The sequence below is a fragment of the Flavobacterium sp. 9 genome, assembly GCF_002754195.1.
Taxonomy (GTDB): Bacteria; Bacteroidota; Bacteroidia; order Flavobacteriales; family Flavobacteriaceae; genus Flavobacterium.
In genome coordinates this window covers 3,828,428-3,850,855 of sequence record NZ_PEEU01000001.1, presented here as the reverse complement: position 1 = coordinate 3,850,855, position 22,428 = coordinate 3,828,428, and the positions used below count along the sequence as shown (strand labels likewise).

The 22,428-nt window shown below is 32.8% G+C and carries 25 protein-coding genes; 13 read left to right on the top strand and 12 right to left on the bottom strand.

The window, feature by feature from the left end; genetic code table 11:
- Positions 1-54: 54 nt before the first annotated feature.
- Both CLU81_RS15895 and CLU81_RS15890 read right to left on the bottom strand, forming a co-directional pair.
- Entirely contained in the window at positions 55-426 is a 372-nt protein-coding gene (locus tag CLU81_RS15895; RefSeq protein ID WP_026983757.1) for a DUF3127 domain-containing protein, read from the bottom strand.
- 30 nt (positions 427-456) lie between these two features.
- Positions 457-1,332, bottom strand: a complete 876-nt coding sequence (locus tag CLU81_RS15890; RefSeq protein ID WP_099710701.1) for a flavin reductase family protein — start codon at positions 1,330-1,332, stop codon at positions 457-459.
- A 164-nt stretch (positions 1,333-1,496) separates the two neighbouring features.
- Here CLU81_RS15890 and CLU81_RS15885 point away from each other — a divergent pair, with 164 nt between their 5' ends.
- Complete coding sequence (locus CLU81_RS15885) at positions 1,497-2,654, top strand: PAS domain-containing sensor histidine kinase (RefSeq protein WP_099710700.1); 1,158 nt, start codon at positions 1,497-1,499, stop codon at positions 2,652-2,654.
- A 50-nt stretch (positions 2,655-2,704) separates the two neighbouring features.
- Here the strand turns inward: CLU81_RS15885 and CLU81_RS15880 are convergent, their stop codons facing one another.
- Entirely contained in the window at positions 2,705-3,094 is a 390-nt protein-coding gene (locus CLU81_RS15880) for an HIT family protein (protein WP_099710699.1), read from the bottom strand.
- An 85-nt stretch (positions 3,095-3,179) separates the two neighbouring features.
- Complete coding sequence (gene greA, locus CLU81_RS15875; protein ID WP_065448058.1) at positions 3,180-3,656, bottom strand: transcription elongation factor GreA; 477 nt, start codon at positions 3,654-3,656, stop codon at positions 3,180-3,182.
- A 155-nt stretch (positions 3,657-3,811) separates the two neighbouring features.
- Between greA and CLU81_RS15870 the strand changes: the two genes are divergently transcribed.
- Entirely contained in the window at positions 3,812-4,225 is a 414-nt protein-coding gene (locus CLU81_RS15870; RefSeq protein ID WP_099710698.1) for a hypothetical protein, read from the top strand.
- A 55-nt stretch (positions 4,226-4,280) separates the two neighbouring features.
- Here the strand turns inward: CLU81_RS15870 and CLU81_RS15865 are convergent, their stop codons facing one another.
- The 6 genes from CLU81_RS15865 to CLU81_RS15840 all read right to left on the bottom strand — a co-directional run bounded on the left by CLU81_RS15865 (position 4,281) and on the right by CLU81_RS15840 (position 11,302).
- Complete coding sequence (locus tag CLU81_RS15865) at positions 4,281-6,470, bottom strand: TonB-dependent receptor (protein ID WP_099710697.1); 2,190 nt, start codon at positions 6,468-6,470, stop codon at positions 4,281-4,283.
- 289 nt (positions 6,471-6,759) lie between these two features.
- On the bottom strand, positions 6,760-7,356 hold the full coding sequence (locus CLU81_RS15860) for a hypothetical protein (RefSeq protein ID WP_099710696.1): 597 nt from the start codon (positions 7,354-7,356) through the stop codon (positions 6,760-6,762).
- An 80-nt stretch (positions 7,357-7,436) separates the two neighbouring features.
- Complete coding sequence (gene arfB / locus CLU81_RS15855) at positions 7,437-7,841, bottom strand: alternative ribosome rescue aminoacyl-tRNA hydrolase ArfB (RefSeq protein WP_099710695.1); 405 nt, start codon at positions 7,839-7,841, stop codon at positions 7,437-7,439.
- Positions 7,842-9,956, bottom strand: coding sequence for a DUF4301 family protein (locus CLU81_RS15850; protein ID WP_099710694.1), 2,115 nt, complete (start codon positions 9,954-9,956; stop codon positions 7,842-7,844).
- On the bottom strand, positions 9,917-10,540 hold the full coding sequence (pnuC, locus tag CLU81_RS15845; protein WP_099710693.1) for a nicotinamide riboside transporter PnuC: 624 nt from the start codon (positions 10,538-10,540) through the stop codon (positions 9,917-9,919). Before pnuC ends, CLU81_RS15850 begins: the two co-directional genes overlap by 40 nt.
- A gap of 30 nt (positions 10,541-10,570) precedes the next feature.
- A complete protein-coding gene (locus CLU81_RS15840; RefSeq protein WP_099710692.1) occupies positions 10,571-11,302 on the bottom strand; it encodes a geranylgeranylglyceryl/heptaprenylglyceryl phosphate synthase in 732 nt (243 codons plus the stop codon).
- A 93-nt stretch (positions 11,303-11,395) separates the two neighbouring features.
- Here CLU81_RS15840 and CLU81_RS15835 point away from each other — a divergent pair, with 93 nt between their 5' ends.
- From CLU81_RS15835 to CLU81_RS15825, 3 genes are all read left to right on the top strand, one after another.
- A complete protein-coding gene (locus CLU81_RS15835; RefSeq protein WP_099710691.1) occupies positions 11,396-11,992 on the top strand; it encodes a Crp/Fnr family transcriptional regulator in 597 nt (198 codons plus the stop codon).
- An 81-nt stretch (positions 11,993-12,073) separates the two neighbouring features.
- Positions 12,074-12,361 carry a hypothetical protein gene (locus CLU81_RS15830; RefSeq protein ID WP_099710690.1) on the top strand — a complete coding sequence of 96 codons (288 nt, stop codon included), beginning with the start codon at positions 12,074-12,076 and terminating at the stop codon, positions 12,359-12,361.
- Positions 12,358-12,774 (top strand): group III truncated hemoglobin, encoded by a 417-nt coding sequence (locus CLU81_RS15825; protein ID WP_099710689.1) that lies wholly within the window; start codon positions 12,358-12,360, stop codon positions 12,772-12,774. Before CLU81_RS15830 ends, CLU81_RS15825 begins: the two co-directional genes overlap by 4 nt.
- Before the next feature lie 218 nt (positions 12,775-12,992).
- Here CLU81_RS15825 and CLU81_RS15820 read toward each other — a convergent pair whose 3' ends face one another.
- The gene (locus CLU81_RS15820) at positions 12,993-13,655 is read right to left on the bottom strand and encodes a 4'-phosphopantetheinyl transferase superfamily protein (RefSeq protein WP_099710688.1); all 663 of its coding nucleotides are present in this window, start codon (positions 13,653-13,655) and stop codon (positions 12,993-12,995) included.
- 410 nt (positions 13,656-14,065) lie between these two features.
- Here CLU81_RS15820 and ahcY point away from each other — a divergent pair, with 410 nt between their 5' ends.
- The 8 genes from ahcY to CLU81_RS15780 all read left to right on the top strand — a co-directional run bounded on the left by ahcY (position 14,066) and on the right by CLU81_RS15780 (position 21,976).
- Positions 14,066-15,382, top strand: a complete 1,317-nt coding sequence (gene ahcY, locus CLU81_RS15815; protein WP_099710687.1) for an adenosylhomocysteinase — start codon at positions 14,066-14,068, stop codon at positions 15,380-15,382.
- 399 nt (positions 15,383-15,781) lie between these two features.
- Positions 15,782-18,100, top strand: coding sequence for a patatin-like phospholipase family protein (locus CLU81_RS15810; RefSeq protein ID WP_099710686.1), 2,319 nt, complete (start codon positions 15,782-15,784; stop codon positions 18,098-18,100).
- A gap of 70 nt (positions 18,101-18,170) precedes the next feature.
- Positions 18,171-18,503: a multidrug efflux SMR transporter gene (locus CLU81_RS15805; RefSeq protein ID WP_099710685.1), complete on the top strand. Its 333-nt coding sequence runs from the start codon at positions 18,171-18,173 to the stop codon at positions 18,501-18,503.
- Positions 18,504-18,521: 18 nt separating this feature from the next.
- Positions 18,522-18,986 carry a GNAT family N-acetyltransferase gene (locus tag CLU81_RS15800; RefSeq protein WP_099710684.1) on the top strand — a complete coding sequence of 155 codons (465 nt, stop codon included), beginning with the start codon at positions 18,522-18,524 and terminating at the stop codon, positions 18,984-18,986.
- Between the two features lie 217 nt (positions 18,987-19,203).
- On the top strand, positions 19,204-20,055 hold the full coding sequence (locus CLU81_RS15795; protein WP_099712784.1) for a methylated-DNA--[protein]-cysteine S-methyltransferase: 852 nt from the start codon (positions 19,204-19,206) through the stop codon (positions 20,053-20,055).
- Between the two features lie 102 nt (positions 20,056-20,157).
- The gene (locus CLU81_RS15790) at positions 20,158-20,871 is read left to right on the top strand and encodes a 2OG-Fe(II) oxygenase (protein ID WP_099710683.1); all 714 of its coding nucleotides are present in this window, start codon (positions 20,158-20,160) and stop codon (positions 20,869-20,871) included.
- A gap of 264 nt (positions 20,872-21,135) precedes the next feature.
- Positions 21,136-21,381 (top strand): Ada metal-binding domain-containing protein, encoded by a 246-nt coding sequence (locus CLU81_RS15785; RefSeq protein ID WP_099710682.1) that lies wholly within the window; start codon positions 21,136-21,138, stop codon positions 21,379-21,381.
- On the top strand, positions 21,368-21,976 hold the full coding sequence (locus CLU81_RS15780) for an alpha-ketoglutarate-dependent dioxygenase AlkB (RefSeq protein WP_099710681.1): 609 nt from the start codon (positions 21,368-21,370) through the stop codon (positions 21,974-21,976). The genes CLU81_RS15785 and CLU81_RS15780 overlap by 14 nt, the downstream gene beginning before the upstream one ends.
- 45 nt (positions 21,977-22,021) lie before the next feature.
- On the opposite strand, the gene CLU81_RS15775 is transcribed toward CLU81_RS15780, so the two are convergent.
- A complete protein-coding gene (locus CLU81_RS15775; protein WP_144444511.1) occupies positions 22,022-22,381 on the bottom strand; it encodes a hypothetical protein in 360 nt (119 codons plus the stop codon).
- Positions 22,382-22,428 lie beyond the last annotated feature (47 nt).

Below are 22,428 nucleotides of genomic sequence, written 5' to 3'. Positions count from 1 at the left end.
AATTACATATTATATGAATTGGAATTTGGAATTTATAACTTTAAAATTTACTTCTTAGAAAGGTAAATCGTCCGGTTCGTCTTCGTTTAAATTAGTTGCCGGAGCAAAAGCTTCTGCTGCAGGCATTGGAGCCGTTTGTGCAGGACCTTCTGGCGCTAATCTTTCGATTCTCCAACCTTGAATACTATTGAAATATCTGGTTTCTCCTTGTGGATTAACCCATTCTCTTCCTCTTAAATTGATAGAAACTTTTACTGCCTCTCCTTGTTTGTAGCTACTTAATAAATCGCATTTATCTTGTGTAAATTCGATCAAAATATGCTGTGGATACTGCTCATCTGTGGTAACAACCAACTCTCTTTTTTTGAATGCAGCACTAACTTGTTGCTCTGGGTTAACCACTTTTACTTTTCCTGTAACTTCCATCTTCTTCTATATTAATTATTGTTTCTTTTCTTATTTCTTTGCTAAAAGCACTTTCCATGCAGATGAAATATCATCTTTATTCAGGTATTTTTTGGCTTCTAAATGTACTTTTTCCTGATCATCCGAGCTTAGAACTCCTTTCACAGAAAAATTTTCCTTCACAAATATACTAACTTCTTCCGTCGTAGGCAAGGCTTCTATATTGCCTAATTTTCCAAGATCATTTCCATCAAATACGGGACTTTCCTTGATATAATTAGGAATCACGTCTACGCCTACTCCTAAAGTTGTAAGCGGTTTTGGCACTTCAAAAAGTCCTTGATTTGACCTTGAATACCAATTACTTCCCAATCTTGAAACCAAATCTATTTTATGCTGATCGATTGCTCCGTTTTCATCTAAAATAGCTTCATGAATATGCATTTTAACCACTTCACATAGAATCAAATTTCCTGCTCCGCCTTCTGTTCCTAACGGAATTATCTGCGTGATTTTGCATTCAAACTGCACCGGAGACTCTTTTACCCGATATGGTTTTACCAAATCTGACGGTATTTGGGTTAATCCTGCTTTTATAAATTCATTTACACCTTCAGCATATTCAGTACTGGCTAATGATGTTTGTTGTACCAAATCATAATTAACTACATTAATTACTACCTCGCGGGTTGCTTCGGCATTAATCAAAGTGTGTTTTATAGTATTATCGCGTACACGACGTGCCGGAGAAAAAACTAAAATTGGAGGATTGGCACTAAACACATTAAAGAAACTAAATGGCGACAAATTCGGGATTCCTTTTGTACTAATCGTACTTGCAAATGCAATTGGTCTGGGTCCGACAGCACTTTGTAAATAACCATGCAATTTTGCCGTTGTAACTTCTTTTGGATCGATGCTAATCATAGAATTTCACTTTTTAACCGAATCTCGTTTCGGCAACTACAAAAGTAGAGAAATCGTTTATCCCAAAGAAATACTTTTGGACATAAAAGCAAAAAAAATCTTTAAAGAATCATAAAATATTAAATGTGTTTATTTCGTTATATTTATACCTCAAAAAATAATTTATGCTTTTTTCCGAAAGAAGAAATACAACCCGTTGGATCATTGTTTCTATTTCCTTTTTAATCATCTCTTTGATTCTTTGGAATACTTATACCTTTTTCCAAATTTTCAAAAATGAGGAACGTCTTAAAATGAATCTTTGGGCAAATGCTCAAAAAACATTAGTTAATGCAGACGAAAATACAGACTTAGATCTTCCACTCGATATCTTGAACAACAACACTACTGTTCCGGTTATGTTAACGATGTATGATAAAGTTATTAGTTCTGTAAATGTTCCCGAAGAAATCCTGGCTGACGATAATAAATCAATGTCATATTTAAAAAATCTAAAAAGCGAAAACGAACCTATTATTATTGATTTTGCTCCCGGAAGACGTCAGGAAGTATATTATGGAAATTCGGCATTATTAAATAAACTCAAATACTATCCGATTGCTTTATTATTGATTATATTTTTGTTTGGTGCTTTGATTTATAACTTCTACCGAAGCACTAAAATGGCAACTCAAAATAAACTTTGGGCAGGAATGGCAAAGGAAACTGCACACCAAATCGGAACACCTTTATCTTCGTTAATTGGTTGGGTTGAAATTTTAAAAACAGAGGAAATTGACCAATCGATTACAGTAGAAATAGAAAAAGATATTGAACGATTGCAAACTATTACGGATCGTTTTTCTAAAATTGGATCTGTTCCCGTTTTAGAAGAACATGATATTATTGCAGAAACATTACATACTTATGAATATTTGCAATCTCGTTTTTCTAAGCAAGTTGCATTTTCCTATAACGCTCCCAAAGATCCTATTTTGACTATGATTAATCCAACTTTGCATAGTTGGACTATCGAAAACTTAGTAAAAAATGCAATCGATGCCATGAAAGGCAAAGGAACGTTAGACCTTCAGATTGAACAAGATACACATCATGTAAAAATAAACGTAAAAGATTCCGGAACGGGAATTTCTAAAAATCAATTCAAAACTATTTTCGAACCTGGTTTCACTACTAAAAAACGCGGTTGGGGATTGGGACTTTCACTTACCAAAAGGATTGTCGAAGAATATCATCGTGGAAAAATAAAGGTCTTACATTCTGAAATTGGAAAGGGAACTACATTTCAAATTTCTCTAAATAAAAAAAGTGCCGTAAAATAATTTACGGCACTTTTTTTGTCAGGTTGAGCGAAGTCGAAACCTTTTATAGTTTACAAATTCGCCTGAATACTTTTAGCCAAAGCTTCAAATTCTTCTTTAGAAAGTTTTACTTTATTATGAAAACGCATTTCATCCATTTCGTTTAATGGAATCAAGTGAACGTGTGCATGTGGCACTTCTAAACCAACAACTGCCATTCCTACTCTTTTGCATGAAACTGTTTTCTCTAAAGCTATTGCAACTTTCTTAGAAAATTTCATTAACCCTAAATACAATTCATCATCCATTTCAAAAATCTTATCGATTTCTTGTTTCGGAATACAAAGTGTATGTCCTTTAGCATTTGGATTTACATCTAAAAAAGCCAAATAATTATCGTCTTCAGTAATTTTATATGCAGGAATTTCTCCGTTTACTATTTTGGTAAATATTGATGACATTGTTTATTCGTTTATTTGGTTAATCGTTTAACCGACTTAACTATTAAAATCTTAATAATGAGATTGCTTCGTTCCTCGCAAGGACTTAGTCTCTTGTAATTTCTAATATTTCGAATTTCAAAACTCCATTTGGCACAGTGATTTCTGCAACTTCACCAACTGATTTTCCAAGTAAGCCTTTTCCAATAGGAGAAGTTACTGAGATTTTGCCAGTTTTCAGGTCCGCTTCACTTTCAGCAACAAGCGTATATTTCATTTCCATTCCGTTGCCTTGATTCTTAATTTTTACATTAGAAAGAACCAATGCTTTTGAAACATCTAATTGTGATTCGTCAATTAATCTTGCATTAGAATATACTTCCTCCAATTTAGAAATTCTCATTTCCAGCAATCCTTGTGCTTCTTTTGCTGCATCATACTCGGCGTTTTCAGATAAATCACCTTTGTCTCTTGCTTCTGCTATATCTTGAGATGCCTTAGGACGCATTACACTTTTTAAATGCTCCAACTCATCTTTCAACTTTTTTAATCCTTCTGCGGTATAATAAGATACTTTACTCATAACTTCATCGTTTATATAAATACAAAAAATCCCATCGGGACGGGATTTTGTATTACAAATATACTATTATTTTTAATAGTACATAATTATATGTTAATCATATAAATTTCAAACCTAAATAATTTATTTTTGTTTCACCAATTCTTATTAAAATAATGAAAAAAATCTGTCTTATAATCGTCTTTGTTTCTGTGCTCTTCTCTTGTAGTGATAATAACAAAAGCAATAAAAACCCTAATATCCCTAATTATTCCGTTAATCTATCGATAGATATGAACCTTCCGTCTTACTCCAATCTTAAATTTGCGAGCAATGCCGTTATCGTTCCTAACTATGGAGCAAAAGGAATTATTGTTTTTAATGCAGGAAGCGGCTATAATGCATTTGATGCAGCATGCCCAAATCAAGCCATAACTGCGTGTACCGCGATGACAATTGATGGCATTAATGCTGTTTGTTCTTGCGATAAATCTTCTTACAGTTTATTTACCGGACTTGGAGGCAAAGAATATCCCTTAAAGCAATATCGTGTTGAAGTTTCCGGAACTGTAATTCACGTTTACAACTAAAATAAAAAAGCCTGAAAGTTTTAAATTTTCAGGCTTTTTTATTTTCAGAAATTTTCTAGAATTTCAAAGTCAATCCAGCAAGGAAATTAATTCCTGCCTGAGGATAATAATACGGATAAACATCCCACATATATCCGTTTGAAACATATTTTTTATCCAGAATATTATTTACCAAACCAGTAATCATAATTGATTTAAAGATCGATTTGGGTTTAATTTCGTAAGAAACATTTAGATCGTTTACAAAATAATCTGCCAGTTTTGCTGCCGGTAATTCGATATTGTTCATATATTGCTCGCCAACATATTTTTGTAATAACGAAATATGCAAACTTTGAATCGGGCTATAAACAATGATATTCCCTGCAATAACATTTGGTGAATAAGCAATATTTGTTGTTCCGTAATATTGTCCTTCAACCGCTAAATCAACGTTTTTATTACTGCTTAAAGTAAAGTTTGGTCTAAGAATAAATTTCTCCGAAAGTTTGATTGTCGCATCTACCTCAAAACCTAAACGATAACTTTTTTCAGTGTTTGCACGAATTGGCGCTCCAACATCATCCAATCTACCGGTTAAAATCAATTGATCTTTATAGGCCATATAATAGAAATTAGAATTTAATTGAAACTTTTCTGAATTGAATCTCCAACCCAATTCAAAATCATTTAATTTTTCCGGTTTTGCATTTCCACCTTCGTAATCTGTTCTGTTTGGTTCACGATTTGCTCTTGCATAAGAAAAATAAAGTGTATTTTTTTGATTGATTTCGTAATTTAAACCTGCTTTTGGATTAAAGAAATTGAAGTTATCATCAACAACTCCTGTTTCTTTAGAATTGGCTTTATACTTTACATTTCTGTATTGTAAATCGCCATAGAAACTTAATCTCTCCGTAAACTGATAATTTGCTTTCGCGAAAATATTTCCATCGGTTTTTGTTGAGAAATCATCATAATAATGATCTCCTAATTCCGACGGACCAGAATTTCTTGCCCAGATTACTTTACCATAATGATCTCCTTCATATTTATTCCAGCCTCCGCCAATAATTACATCTAACTTTTCTTCTTTGTATTTTGCTGAAAAAGTTGTTCCGTAAAAATCATTGTCTAACCATTTCTGACGAATTAAATCAGTTCCCGGAACTAATTCTCCTAAGTCATTTTCAACCATTTTAGTCGGATTAATTGGTCCATATCCTTCAATTGGTTCATTATATTTATAATTTTCATAATACCCTAATCCTTTAGTATAATGAACAGCTAAGTTGCTGCTCCATTTATCAGACCATGACTCGCTCCAATGCAATTGATAATGATTTTGATTATAATTATCCGTTTCGTTATCATAGAAACGAACATTTCCTGCTTCATCTATATACTTTCCAGCCGAATTATAAGTTCGGTCTGAATTTAATGTCTCAGCATCAATTCCGTTCCAGGATTGGTATGTTTTCTCCGTTCCTCCAAAAACTAACGCTTTGATTAAAGTTGTTTTTCCAACATAAGTTCCCTGAAGAAAATATGATTTAAGATCTGAACTACCGCGATCTATATAACCATCAGATTTAATTGTAGACAAACGTCCGGCAAGTTCAAAATGATCATTTAATAAACCTGTACTAAATTTTACAGTATTTTTATTGGAATTAAAGCTTCCGTAAGAACTCGAAATTTCTCCTGTTGGTTTCGAAGCATAACTATCTGTAAGCATATTTAAACTCGCACCAAAAGCTCCTGAACCATTCGTAGAAGTTCCTACGCCGCGTTGTAATTGTAAACTTTCTACAGACGAAGCAAAATCAGGCATATTAACCCAAAAAGTTCCCTGACTTTCAGCATCATTATAAGGAATTCCGTTGATGGTTACGTTTACTCTTGTAGCATCGCTTCCGCGGACTCTGATTCCGGTGTAACCTATTCCGCCTCCTGCATCAGAAGTCGTAACAACAGATGGCAAATAATTCATTAAAACTGGAATATCTTGTCCTAAGTTTCTAAATTTTATTTCTTTTTTATCCATGTTACTAAATGTAACCGGAGTTTTTGTAGTAACACGAACCGCCGAAACTAATACATCGTCAAGCTTGTTAACTTTGGTAGAATCTTGTTCCTGAGCAATAGAGGAAAGAGAATAGAGGAAAGAAAATAGAATAAAGAAAATAGATTTGATTCTGGTTATGTTTTGAACCTTAGAACCTTTGTAACTTAGTACCTCAGTACCTTTAAAAATAGTTTTCATTCGTAAAGAATTACGAATAAAAGGGGGAATTATTCTTTGTTAAAATTAATAAATGTTTCACGACAAAATATAGTTCGCACGATAAACTTGTCGTTTTTTCCCTTAGCAACATTACTCGCTCAGGTTCTTTGGGTATGATCTCAGCTCGTTATTTAGAGCACCCCTTTGAGACAGTGCAAATGTAGTGTTAAAAATTACAAAAATCAATGGCAATTGCAAAAATCAAATTTCAGATTTTGAATTTTAGATTTTCACAAAACGAACAAATTTACATAAACATCGCCGTTATTTAATTTAGTTTGATCTGTGGAGATTTTTTAACTAATATTAAATTTTCATTTTTTAGTTTCTCTACATCTTTATCCAATAATCTATATTGAAATACATCTGAAGTATCTTGTTTATAATTAATTACCGATGAATTTACCATATTAATTAAAAGCCTGTCTAATAATATTTTATCATTTGAAAAATCAATTTTATTATCAAAAAAATCATTCGACAACTTAAAATAATGTTTAAAATCTTTTATGTTTATAGCTGCGTCAATATCATACTCTTTATTAGGTTTCATAATATGAATACTCCCAGTATATATAGGCATTTTTATTTTTTGCAATGTATCTATTAAAAAAAGTTGAGATAATTTATTATCAAAAGAATTAGAACGCGCAATAAAGACTTTAGTTTCATTTGAAACATTTTTTATTTTGAAATGAAGATGATAAATTGGAGGGAGCTCTGCATCTACATTTGGATTCATTTTTAAATAGACATCATGACCTAAATATTCAATACTAATTTCATCAGCATTTATGCGAGTACAACTTATAAAAATAATAAAAAGCACTAAAATTGAAAATTGAATATTTTTAAATAATTTCATTTTACAAAGTTATATGTGAAGAATTAAATTCCAATTGAAAATCCATGAGATGAGCTTTTTGGAATTTATAAATTAGAATTTTATTCTAAATCTGGTTTTCTGCGGGATTGCTTTCTCTCAGAAATATTCTTTTTGTCTTTGATTCGTTTTTTAATAACAGATTTCGGAATCTTAGTCGCTTTACGAACTTTAGGAACAAACAATCCTTTTTTGATGATTTCTAAAAAACGTTTTACAACAATATCTTTGTTTTTAAGCTGACTTCTGTCTTCATCACAATTTAAAATCAGAATATTTTCAGTTGTTAAACGAGACGAAATATTAGTTAATAAAAGTAATTTCTCTTCTTCAGACAAAGCTTGTGAAACATTCAAATCAAAAGTCAAAACTACTTTCGATGATACTTTGTTCACGTTTTGCCCGCCTGCACCACTACTTCTAACAGCTTTAAAAGTTAACTCCGATATTATTTTTTCGATATCCATTTATTGTGGCTGATGAGCTGGTTTTAATAAATCGTTTACGGTTTTTACCGGATTAAAAGTAATTAATGGAACTGCTACAAAAATAGTTAACCAATTAGCCATTGCACCATTCCACAATCCTGGCAATTCATAGCTTTTTACTAATTTTCCATCAACGCTTTTTTCGACAATAAAACCTGCTTTTTGATCCACAAACTTTAGTAAATCAAACTTTTCGTTCTTATAATTTTTGATTCCGCAAACTAAATCAACGGGATTAAAATGAGTTGCTACCGCCAGAATTTCCTGTTGCTTTTTATTCGTTAAATCTACTTGCGAAGTTTCTACAATTTGCAATGAAATTAATCCTTTATCATTCATTACCCAGAATGGTCCTCCTCCAGGTTCTCCTTCATTTTTCACCATTCCGCAAACACGAATTGGTCTATCTAACAGATCTTTAATTTTATTGACTTTATTTTCAAAAGTAAATTTATTAAAATCATTCCCTAATTCGATGTTTAACTTCTTCGATAAAAAGACAACGATTTCTTCAAGATTACTTTCTTTGATTTCTTGCTTTTCTATTATTTCTAAATAGCCAAAAACTTTTTGCTGTACTTTGATTAAAACGCCAGCTAAAGCTTTTTTATATAAAGCAATTTTATCAATATGATTTTGAATTACATTATCAATGTTTTTTACAAAGATAACATCTGCATCAAGTTCATTTAAATTCTCAATTAATGCTCCGTGTCCTCCAGGCCTAAAAATTAAATTGTTGTTTTTATCCCTAACAAATTCATTTTGATCATTTACCGTAATTGAATCAGTGCTTTTATTTTGATAAGAATAACTAATATTAATTTCAATTCCGGATTCTTTCTCTACTTTTTCCTTGAGAACCTCAACTTCATTTTCAAACAAATTCTGATGTGCTTCTGAAACTGTAAAATGCAAATTCGAAACCTCATTTGATGAAGCATAATGTACACATTCATTCAAATGTTCCTCGATTGGATTTGCTATATGTGCTTTATATTGATGAAATGGTAATACTGCTTTTGGCTTATTGGCAAAATCAAAATAATCAGAAGACAATAGTGTTTTTATAAAATAGTAATTTTTATAATCTCTATCTAATACTTCAAAATCAGGGTAAATTTCTCTGAGCTTTTTATCCAGAGCTTCAAAAAAAGGAAACTTATCCATTGCAACAATAAAAATAGACAAATCACTGTCTTTTTTTCTATTGATATAAGCATTTATAGTTTCTCTTGTAATGTCAAAATCATTCAAAAAAGCACTTAAAAACTTAAACATTCTACTTGCCGCACCCGAGGCTGGAACAAACTTCTTTAATTTTAAATTTTCTTTTTTCAAATCAAAAAAAGCAGCTTTTTCTTCAAATTCTTCTTCTGATAAACCTAAAATTCCGTTTTTAATTTTAGCTGGGCTAATTAAGTTACTTTTTAGAATTCCGTTTTTAAAAATCTTCAATTGTTGTAAAATCTTCTCAAAAGGAATTTCATGATTGTATATCTGAACAAAATCATCAGACGAAACATCATGTTGTTTTGCAACCGATAAATCATCGATAATAGCAATGGCTTTTGCCAAACGACTTTCTTTATTTCCGGAAAGTGTTATAAAGGGCTTTTTAGCATCAATTAAGGATTGCTTGAAAACTGAAAAAACAGTTTCTCTACCATCTGCAGTATCTCTAATATCGTCTTTTTCCCAAGGAACATCGATATCGGTAAGAAAAAACAAATCGTATTCATGCTCTAATGCAGCTTCGTTTAAAAGCGGATCACAGAAACCATAATACATTTCAGAAAAAACTTTGGTAACCATTAAATTAGTATCAGAAAACAAATACTTTTTTGCTGATGCAAGTTTTTCATTTTCTAATGCAACTTGTCCGTATGCGATAGGCAACATATCATCTGCAACACAAATATGTTGATTCTCTTCCCATTTTTCCTGCAAATAGTCACGTGCAAATTCAGGAACCCATTCGGTTTCATAATATTCTGCAAGTTGTTTTGCTAATGTAGTTTTTCCTGTACTTTCAGGTCCAAATAAAGCAATTTTTATGATAGCTGTTTTTTGCTGTCTAAGATTTTTCTCCATTCTAAATAAGCTGAAATAGCCAAAATTGTAAAAATTAAATATTGCAGAGACAACATCCCTAAGCCGCGATAAGCATAAAGGGGCACCACAATAATGTCGCCAATGATCCAAAGTGTCCAGTTTTCGATCTTTTTCCTGGCCATGTACCACATTCCTGCAAAAAATATTCCTGACGAAATCATATCGACATAATTATCTTTTTTGATTTCGTAATCGAAGTATTTATAAATCCCGAAAACTACGAAAACAGTTACAAAGAAAAGTAATATTCCAATTATTTTTTCATTAAAATTAGTTCTTGTAATCGGTAAGTTATCCTCAGTTGTTCCCCCTTTTGCCCAAACATACCAACCATAAATGCTCATAATCGAGAAATATCCATTGATAATCATATCTCCAATATAACCCGCAATATATAAGAGATATACGGAAATTACTGTGGCGATTAAACCTGTTGGATACACCCAGATATTTTCTTTTTTAGCAAACCAAACGCTTAAAATTCCGCAAACAAAAACCAAAAATTCTAAAGCAATGTGCCACAATGGAGCATTTTTATAACTATCTAGAAAAAAATCAATCATTTTGGGTTTGTTTTGGTCGTTTCTGGTGTTTTATTTTGATTCAAAAAAATGACTGTCGTTTTCAAAAGCAGTTCCAATAACTACTAAATCTGCACCAGCGTTGTATGCATTTTGAATTCCGTGCAAATCTACAATTCCTCCTCCAACAATTACAGGAATTTTAATGTTTTGCGTAATTAACTCTATCATTTTCAGCGGAACTGCATTCTTTGCTCCGCTTCCTGCTTCTAAATAGATTAATTTATTTCCTAACATTTCGCCGGCTTGTGCAGTTGCCAGAGCCAAATCGAAATTTTCTCTATTTAATGGTTTCGTTTTACTTACACGCGCAACGGCGGTTTCATTTCCGCTTTCGATTAAAATATAACCTGTCGAAATAACTTCCAGATTTGTCTTTTTAAGAATTGGCGCTGCCTGAACCTGATATTCTATTAAATAATCCGGATTACGACCAGACAATAAAGACAAGAACAAAATAGCATCGGCCTGAGGTGAAATCTGCGACGGATTTCCCGGAAATATAACAACGGGCAGATTTGTATTTTGTTTTAATTGTGCAATTAAATCTTCTAAAATTGTTGACTCAACAATGCTTCCTCCAACAAAAATATGTGTTGCAGGAGATTGATTTATCTTCTGTAATAAATGTCCTAAATTTTCCAAAACAATTTTATCGGGATCCAAAAGTATGGCCAATAATTTTTGCCCATCTCTTTTAGCTTCTAAAATTTGCTGATGTATATTGAGTAATTTCTGCTGCATAATCGGCGTAAAAGTAAAAGTTTTTTAATGTAGTAGAACTATTTTGAATAATTATATTTGTGTTATCTCTTTTGATAACCAAGAAATAAAATTATGATTGCAATTGATTTATTGGAAAAATATGGCGCGCTGAAAAAAATTTTCGCTAAAAATGAAACTATTTTTGAAGAAGGCAATCTTCCAACGCATTATTATCAAATTATTTCCGGTGAAGTAAAAATGAGTAATTATAATGATGATGCCCGCGAGTTTATTCAGGGAATCTTTTATAAAGAACAATCTTTTGGTGAACCGCCTTTGTTCTTAAATCAAAAATATCCCGCAAATGCTATTGCCGTTGAAGATTCTGAAGTTCTTCTTCTTCCTAAAAATAGTTTCATGAAATTATTAGAAGAAAACTCAGCAATCAGCCTTAAAATAATCGAAAATTTAGCTCAACGCTTGTATTATAAATCGGTTATGGCAGCCGAAATGTCTACACAAGAACCTGAACATCGTGTTTTGAAATTAATAGATCACGGAATTGCTTATTTTAATTTTAAAAAAGACCCAAACGGCTACCTCATCAGTTTTACGAGACAACAAATTGGCGATTTGACTGGTTTACGTGTCGAAACCGTAATTAGAACCATAAAAGCTTTGGAGAAAAAAGGTATTTTGAAGATTATAAACAGGAAAGTATACCGATAAAAAAGTTCTTGTTTTATGATTTTAGTCATAAAATGGAGTTGTATTGTGAATGTACCTTTGTAGTATAAAATTCACAATATCATGACACTATATCAAACAACATTCGAAAATTTCAATAAAAATTATATGGGTTCTGCAGCAATGGCTGTAATTGGTCAAAGCTGTTTAGGTGGCGCTGCTGCAATGTATATTCTTTCACACGGAACCTCTATTGGCCAAATGATTCAATTAGCAATTATTGTTTTGGCTTGTGTTTTTGCCAATACTTCAATTCTAGCACAAATGAAACATAAAGTGGTTTTTAACCTTATTATTTTAAGTGCTTTATTAAGCCTTTTACTTATATTTCTGAATAGTTTTGTATTATGAGAAAACAAATAGAAAATAGAGCTGATGTTTCTTTTTTAGTGCATCAGTTCTATACTAAAATAAGAGCCGATGAAGAAATTGGTTTCTATTTTAATACCATGATTAAAGATTGGGACGCACATCTTGAAAAACTAACAGATTTTTGGGAAACCAATTTGTTTGCAGTAAAAAAATACAAAGGCAATCCACATGCCGTACACAATGAAGTTGATGCTCATTTTGGAAGCATTATTACAGCAGAAGTATTTGGAATCTGGCTTAATCATTGGTTTCAAACCATAGACGAACATTTTGAAGGCGAAAATGCCGATACACTAAAACGTCGCGCCAGAAAAATGAGTACGTTTTTATTTATGAGTATGTTTGAACATCGTAAGAAAATGAGTGAAGCTTCTACAGATAGTTTAAATTAAGCTCATTTTTTGTCATTTCGATCCCGAAGATTCGGGAGAGAAATCACACTAGAAGCTCGATAAAGATAGGCGAGAATATAGAACGCGGATGACGCGGATTCGCTTTGCGAAAACACAGATTAAAACGGATTTTATCCGCTGAATCTTGTCATTTCTGTAAATGACAAAATTAAGATCAAACCTTGGAATTTTTATATTAGAATTTTAATCAAAAAAAACTACTTCTCAAAAGCATAAACCAATGTAAAATCTTGTCCGGAAGTACTCGATTTTATTTCTTCATAATGCACATCAAATTCTATTACCAAATCATTAAAATGAAGACTGGCTTCAGTCTGATTTTCATCTAATGAAAAAGCATCGATCCGAATGTGATCTTTAAAGCTGATTCCTTTTTCGTTTCTGATTTTAAAGATAGCTTCTTTTGCGCCCCAGATTACGGTAAGCTCTCTGATGTAATCGGCTATATTTTGAGTTTTGGAGTTTTTGGATAAATAACTATTTTCTGTATCGACAAATTTATCCGCGATTCTTAGGATTTTTTCGCGTTGTAATTCCATGTCGATTCCTACGGTTTCGTCACTTATTATAATCGCTGCAAAATCATGCGAATGTGTAATCGAAATATAATTATGACAATCAAAATAAGGTTTCCCAAACTCGTCATAATGCAATTCATGATCTGTAAACCCCATTTCTTGTATCAACATACGAACACTCAAAAAAGCACGCTGGTGCATTTGTGACTTCATTCCGTTTAGGCGAAACTGTGTTTTTTCTTTCAAAACTACCTTGCTCAATAACTCTTCGAAAGATTCGGTTATTTGCCAAACTAAGATTTTGGTAGTTTCGTTGAATTGTATGGTTTGAAATAAAGGCATTATTTTTAATTATGAATTATGGTGTTGTTGTTGTTTTAAACCATATGAGTAATGTAAGCAAATATAATATGGTTGTATTGAAAATTGGTATTATAAATTTACGCAATTAAGTGTATTTAAAGAAGCAATTTAAAATATTAAAAATCTTTTTAAATGAACTTATATCGCTTATATGTTTCAAATATAAAGTCTGTTCTTTTTAGCCCTGATGGAAACGGCATCCTTTTGTGGTGGGGTTCACCACAAAAGATATAGTGGACAGCAGGATTAGCTTCTAAAAATCACTATTGAACTAATACTCTATAAATTAAGAAATTAAACATTTCACAAATCTTACAGAAAGTAGTCTAAATTAAAAACCTATTCCGTAAATTTGCAAAAATTTTACAATATACAAATATACACTATAAATGAGTACTACAACTACGCCTTATGTGGCTTTCAAAGTAAAAGACATTTCTCTAGCGGCTTGGGGAAGAAAAGAAATTGAATTAGCTGAAGCTGAAATGCCAGGTTTAATGGCGCTTCGTGCTGAATATAAAGACGAACAACCTCTTAAAGGTGCTCGTATCGCAGGATGTTTACACATGACGATTCAAACTGCTGTTTTGATCGAAACTTTAATTGCTCTTGGTGCAGAAGTTACTTGGTCTTCTTGTAACATTTTCTCTACTCAGGATCAGGCTGCTGCTGCTATTGCTGCTGCAGGAATTCAGGTTTATGCCTGGAAAGGTCTTGATGAGCAATCATTTGACTGGTGTATTGAGCAAACTTTATTCTTTGGTGAAGACAGAAAACCATTGAACATGATTCTTGATGATGGTGGAGATTTAACTAACATGGTTATTGACCGCTTCCCTGAATTGGTTCCTGGAATCAAAGGATTGTCTGAAGAAACTACAACTGGAGTTCACAGACTTTACGAAAGAGTAAAAGCCGGAACTTTACCAATGCCTGCAATCAACATTAATGACTCTGTTACTAAATCTAAATTTGATAACAAATACGGATGTAAAGAATCTGCTGTAGATGCTGTACGTCGTGCAACTGACTTAATGTTAGCTGGAAAAAGAGTTATCGTTTGTGGATACGGTGATGTTGGAAAAGGAACTGCTGCTTCTTTTAGAGGTGCAGGATCTATTGTAACTGTTACTGAAATTGACCCAATTTGTGCTTTACAAGCTGCAATGGACGGTTACGAAGTTAAAAAATTAAATACTGTAATTTCTAATGCTGATATCATCATTACAACTACAGGAAATAAAGATATCGTTCTTGGATCTCATTTCGAACAAATGAAAGACAAAACTGTTGTTTGTAACATTGGACACTTTGATAACGAAATTGATATGGCTTGGTTGAACAAAAACCACGGTGCATCAAAAATCGAAATCAAACCACAAGTTGACAAATATACTATCGCTGGAAAAGATATTATCATCCTTGCTGAAGGTCGTTTAGTAAACCTTGGTTGTGCTACAGGTCACCCAAGTTTTGTAATGAGTAACTCATTTACAAACCAAACTTTGGCACAAATCGAATTATGGAAAAACAGCGCTGCTTACAACAATGACGTTTATATGTTACCAAAACATTTAGATGAAAAAGTTGCTGCTTTGCATTTAGCTAAATTAGGAGTTGAATTGGAAACTTTACGTGACGATCAAGCTGCTTACATTGGTGTTCCAGTTGAAGGTCCATTCAAACCAGAATACTACAGATACTAGTAAATTTTAGATTTAAGATTGTAGATCTTAGATTTTTAATACATACTTCAAACCCGATAGATTTTAAAAATCTATCGGGTTTTGTTTTTTAATCTAAAATCTAAACTCAAAAAATCTAAAATTTTTATAATCTGGGCGTGACAGTATTTTAAAAAAGTCCTTAATATACTTTACGCACAGGAGGCCTTTTCTTAAATACTGTCGGGCTATACGCGCTACTTCGGTAGCATACTCCTATCCCTCACGCAAACGTTCCAACAAATCTGACAGGTTTTTTTAACTTGTCGGGTTTGTTACATAGAAAACATTTATCTCAAAAAATTGCACGATTACAAATATCTACTTACATTTAAGAATCAAAATAAGAATCTATTTATCAAACACTTAAACAGTACAAACTTGAAAAAAATAACTTGTTTAATCGTCTTCTTATTTTTATTAAGTCTCCCGCAGATTATTTTTTCACAGGAGAAAAAACCTAAAGTCGTATTAGTTTTAAGCGGTGGTGGAGCAAAAGGAATTGCACATATCCCGTTATTGCAAAAACTCGATTCATTGCACATTGTCCCCGATCTTATTGTTGGAAATAGTATGGGAAGCGTTATAGGCGGTTTGTACGCAATGGGATATTCTGGTGATAGCATTGAAAAATTAACCAAAAGTATTAATTGGGATAAATTACTTGGCGGAGGCCAGTCATTAAAATCTGTAAGTGTAGAAGAAAAAAGAGAATTTCAGAGATATTTAGTTGGAATAGGAGTTAAAGACAAAAGACTAAACAGTATTGGTTCCCTTTTAAATGATCAAAATTTAAGAGAATATCTTTCCGTATTAACCTACCCTGTATATAATATTAGAGATTTTGACAGTCTGCCTATTCCGTTTAGAGCCATGGCTACCGATTTGTCCGAAGGGAAAGAAGTTATTCTAAGCAAAGGAAGTTTAGCTTATGCCATGAGAGCAAGTATGTCGCTACCGGCTATTTTTAAACCTATGTCTTATGAAAAAACAGTATTAGTTGATGGTGGTGTTTTGAATAATTTCCCCACAGATGTTGCCAAACAAATGGGTGCCGACATTATTATTGGTAGTGATGTTGGAGGCGGATTAGAGCCAATAAACAAACTGAACAATGTTATCACTATATTGACGCAAACCAGCATGTTTCCGAGTAATATTAAGAATCCGGCAAACCGAAAACTCTGTGATATTTTAGTAGATCACCTGCCAAACCTACGCTTTTCTACTGCTGATTTTGCAGATAGCCAAGAAATCTACAAAGACGGTAAAATCGCAACGAACCAAAATCTTCCAGCTTTAATAACATTATCCGAAAAATTAAAAGAGTATCCACAACGAATTCACGAATTGCCACACATGCCCTCAGAAATTATTCTCGATACAATTGTTTACAAAAAAATAAGTCCGGAAAACCTTGCGCTCGTATTAGGAAGAATAAATCTCAAAACACATGTAAAATATACCACAAAAGATTTAATTGATGGTATTAACAGAGCCATGGGTACTAACCTTTTTGATGAGATTACATACAACTATTTCATCAAAGATGGTGATAAACTAGGAGTTACAATATTTGGACATGAACGTGCCAAAAACCAACTGAACACATCTGTGCATTATGACACTTACAGAGGCGTTGGAATCATTTTTAATTACACCGCCAGAAATGTTCTTGCTAGAGCATCCCGTCTTCTGGTAACAGTAGATATTGCAGAACAGCCAAAAGCAAGAATCAATTATCAGAAAAATTTTGGAAAAAACCGTGATTGGTGGTGGTCATCTGAACTTTATGGAGCATTATTAAGGCAAGAAATTTTCTTTAATGGCAAAGCTTCAGATAATGTACTTTATAATTCTCTCGAATTTACTAATGAAATCAACAGAAATATAAACTCTCTTAAAAGCTATTTTGGTTATGGTTTACATTATCAATACTCTAATCTAAAACCAAAATATGAGAGAGAATACAATCCTAACGCGATTGACATCAAGAATTATTCCTTAAACAATATAGAATTAAACATGCATTATTCCTATAACGATATGGATAAGGTTTTCTTTGCTGAAAATGGAACAATTATAAAAGCAAATGTAACCCGATCGTTGTTAACGGACGTCTACACCTCTTTTAACGACCCTGATCATTCAAGCATATCTGGCGCAACCAATGGTTATACAAAATTTGGTTTCAGTTATCAAAAAAGAGCACTCTTAAAAAAGAAAATTACAGGAATTATTGGATTCGATTCTTATTTTATATTTGAAGATAAACTTAAAGACCATCAAATCCCCTATTCGGATTTTGGCTATGCTTCAAAATATTTCTTAGGCGGAATCATACCAAGTTCCGGTAGTAATCGTTTTTCTTTTGCCGGACTACATGAAGACGAACTTAATGTTTCGCAATATATGGGTCTAAGACTTGCCTCTCAAATAAATCTTATGGGAAAAATCTATCTAACGCCTCATTTTAATATGGCAACTGTTGGGTTTGAATCTTTTGATAAATACATAAAAAAGGCATTTAGTCCAAAAGGAAATTGGGATGATGGCTTTGATCCCAGTCTTGTAATTTCTGGAGGCGCAGCGATTTCTTATCAATCAATTTTAGGTCCTATTCATTTTGATACTTCGTGGATCAATAATATTGATAAAGTGAGATTGTTTTTTAGCGTTGGACTATCACTTAATCCATAATAAAAACAGCCTAATACTTTAATCAAGTTTACTTCTATTAGAAAGCCTAACTTTGTAAAAAAAGTAAAACATGAAAAACTTCTTCTTTTTAGGAATTGCCATTATATTCGAAATCATTGCGACTTCGGCATTAAAAAAATCAGAACAGTTTACACAACTTATTCCCAGCATCGTAACGATTGTGGGATATTTTGCTGCGTTTTACTTTTTGAGTTTTGCAATCAGAACTATTCCTGTTGGGATTGCTTATGCGATTTGGTCTGGAGTTGGGATTGTTTTAATTACGATTATTGGTGCTGTATTCTTCAAACAAATTCCGGATTTACCTGCCATAATTGGATTAGCTTTAATTATGATTGGAGTTATAGTAATCAATGTTTTTTCTAAAACCACAGCACATTAATTCCAAATTTTATTAAAAATGAATTTTAGAATAGCAACTATTTCAGATTTACAAGAAATGCAGCAATTGTATATCGAAACCATACAATCTGTTTGTAAAAACGATTATAATTCCGCTCAAATTGAAGCTTGGATTTCGGGAGTTAAAAACATCAATCGTTGGACTGAAGTTATCGAAACACAGTTTGTTTTATTGGCAATTATACAAAACCAAATCGTAGGTTTTGGAACTCTAAAAGACGGAAATTATATTGATTTCTTCTACATTCACAAAGACTTTCAAAGACAAGGAATTGCCGATAAAATCTTAGCTGAATTAGAATTGGAAGCACAAAAACAGCATTCAAAAATAATAACATCAGACATTAGTATAACAGCAAAACCATTCTTTGAAAAAAAGGGATTCGTTGTAAAAGCTCAACAAAAAAACATTCGATTAGGCGTTGAACTGATCAATTACAAAATGGAGAAGCATTTATTGTAATAATCTCTCGCAAAGACGCAGAGTCGCAAAGGTTTAATTTTAAAATTTAAGTCAATCTTTGTCGAGTTACTTTGCGCCTTCGCGTCTTTGCGAGAAAAAACATAGCGAACTTTGCGTAAACCTTAGCGCCCTTAGCGGTTAAGAAAAAAACACCGCAAGTTTCGGATTTTATACCCGCAGAAACCTATCGATCTTTGCCTTATAAAATTGAATGAAAATGAACACACAGGAAAACATCAATTATAATCGAATTGCCGAAGCGATCGATTATATCAAGGTCAACTTTAAAGAGCAACCCAACTTAGACGAGGTTGCTGAGAGAGTGCATTTAAGTCCGTTTCACTTTCAGCGCTTGTTTACAGAATGGGCAGGAACAAGTCCGAAGAAGTTTTTGCAATATATTAGTGTTGAACACGCCAAAAAAATCCTAAAAGAAAATAATAACGCCACTTTATTTGATGCCGCTTTTGATACCGGATTATCAGGAACTAGCCGACTTCATGACTTATTCGTAAACATTGAAGGAATGACTCCAGCCGAATATAAAAACGGCGGTAAAAACCTTGAAATTAATTTCAGTTTTGCCGAAAGTCCGTTTGGGAATATCATCGTTGCTTCGACCAATAAAGGAGTTTGTTTTATGGCTTTCGCCGAAGATGAAGAAACTGGTTTTAATGATTTAAAAAACAAATTCCCGAATGCAGGTTTCTCCAGAAAATTAGATTTAGTACAACAAAATGCTTTGTTTATTTTTCAAAATGACTGGAGTAAATTATCTGAAATTAAATTGCATTTAAAAGGAACTGATTTTCAATTGAAAGTTTGGGAAACATTACTAAAAATCCCAATGGGACAACTTTCTACGTATGGATCGATTGCACAACAAATCGAGAAACCAAATGCGTCAAGAGCTGTTGGAACTGCGATTGGCAGCAATCCTGTCGCCTTTTTAATTCCGTGTCATCGCGTGATTCAATCTTCAGGAACCTTTGGTGGTTATATGTGGGGAAACACTCGAAAAACGGCTATTATTGGCTGGGAAGGTGCGCAGATAAATCCAACAATCTAAAAATACTCAACGCAAATCCGTAGAGACGCACTGCTGTGCGTCTCTACGATAAAAAATGCGCGAATATTTCATTCGGGCAATTTAATCTTATCTAAAATTATTATGCAAAATATACAATCAAAAATTGCTTCTCTTAATTGGGAAAGCATCACCGAATCTATGCACGAAAATGGATTTGCAATTATTCCAAACGTGCTCAATAACGATCAATGCGAAGATTTAAAATTCGATTATGATAATCCTGCTTTATATCGAAAAACGGTTGTTATGGAACGTTACCGATTTGGTTTAGGCGAATACAAATACTTCAATTATCCATTGCCAGATTTAATTCAAAGTATTCGAACTAGTATTTATCCTAAACTTGCTCCAATTGCAAATGCCTGGATGAAAGTCTTAAATATAAATACCGTTTTTCCAGAAATGCACGAAAAATTATTAGAACAATGTCACGCGAATAATCAGCTAAAAGCAACTGTTTTGATTTTAAAATATGGCAAAAGCGGTTTCAATACTTTGCATCAGGATTTATATGGCGATGTTTATTTTCCCATTCAAATTGTCCTTTTTCTGAATGAACCTGACGAGGATTTTACTGGTGGTGAATTTGTTTTGACACAACAAACTCCAAGAGCACAATCGAAGGCAATTGTCTTGAAACCTAAGAAAGGTGATGTATTAGTTTTTACAACCAATTTCAGACCTGTAAAAGGAACAAAAGGATATTATCGTGTAAATATGAAACATGGTGTGAGCGAAATTCATTCTGGTGAACGACACACATTGGGGATTATTTTTCATGATGCGTTGAGTTGATTTTAAGGTACAAAGAGGCAAAGGTGCAGAGGTACAAAGGCTTAAACACACGCATATCTGTAGAGGCGCACAGCAGTGCGTCTCCGCAACGATTTACGACATGATATCGCAACTCCTCAATGATTTAATCACGTAACGTTAGACGTACTGCTGTGCGCCTCTACAATATAAAAACCGATAATTTTTTCACGCAGATTAGGCAGATTGAGCAGATTTTTTAAATCATTTTAATCCTGTAATCTGTGGCAAAAAAATGATAAACAAATGATCGAACACAATAAAATTCTCGACCGCGATCTACGAAATAAAATTAAAAATGCGGAAATTTGCTTTGGTGGAAACCGAAAATTAAAAATCTACGGAACTTTAAAATGTTCGTCGGGAAAAAGAATGAAACGTGAAAATCGGGTTTTCTTTTTATCAGAAAATGAAGCTAAACAAAATGGTTTCAGACCTTGTGGACATTGCATGAAAACCGAATATCAAAACTGGAAAAATGGACTTATTTAATCCGCATACAGACGAAACGACCAATTTACTTCCTAAAGATGGAACTGTAAATTACTATGGAAAACTATTTTCCCGAGAAGATTCTAATCGTTATCTGGATGTGCTTTTGAATACCATCGAATGGAAAAATGACGAAGCTATTATCTTCGGGAAATTGATTCTTACGAAACGAAAAGTAGCTTGGTATGGAGATTCTGGTTTTGAATATACGTATTCGAATACTACAAAAAAAGCACTTCCATGGACGAAGGAACTTCTGGAATTAAAAACTATTATTGAACAAGAAACAGGCGAAACTTTCAATTCTTGTTTATTGAATTTATATCATTCCGGCGAGGAAGGAATGGCGTGGCACAGCGATGCTGAGAAAGATTTAAAGAAAAACGGTGCGATTGGTTCTGTAAGTTTTGGTGCTGAAAGAAAGTTTGCATTCAAAAATAAAGAAACAAAAGAAACCGTTTCATTAATCCTGGAACATGGTAGTTTATTGGTAATGAAAGGTACAACACAAACGCATTGGCTACATCGTTTACCGCCAACCAAAACAACATCAAAACCGAGAGTAAATTTGACATTTAGAACAATTGTGGAATAAATAATACTGGTAAACCTAACAGGTTTTAAAAACCTGTTAGGTTTGTCAATTCAAAAAAACTTTAGAAAAAGGATATTTCCAATACATCAAAACAATATTCATTAATAAAAATGGTATTTCGATCAAAGCTCCTTTTATATTTAAATTTTGGATTTGTAAAACGATTAAAAGCAAAATTGTTACCGCCATTACTAAGTTTCCAGAAAGAAAAGTATTTGGATGAAAAATCAAAAAACTGCTTATTAAAGTAATTATTCCGAATAACAGAATTTCAGTGTTATTGAAATTTAAATCTTCCAGCATTTTTACTATTTCGGGCGAACCGCTTATCATGGAATACCCTTGTTTTATTCCCATAAAAACGACAAATAGAAATAATCCCGGATGTATTATTTTTAAAATCATCTTTTTAAAATTTAAAAAAGCAGTAAAACATATCGATATTTTACTGC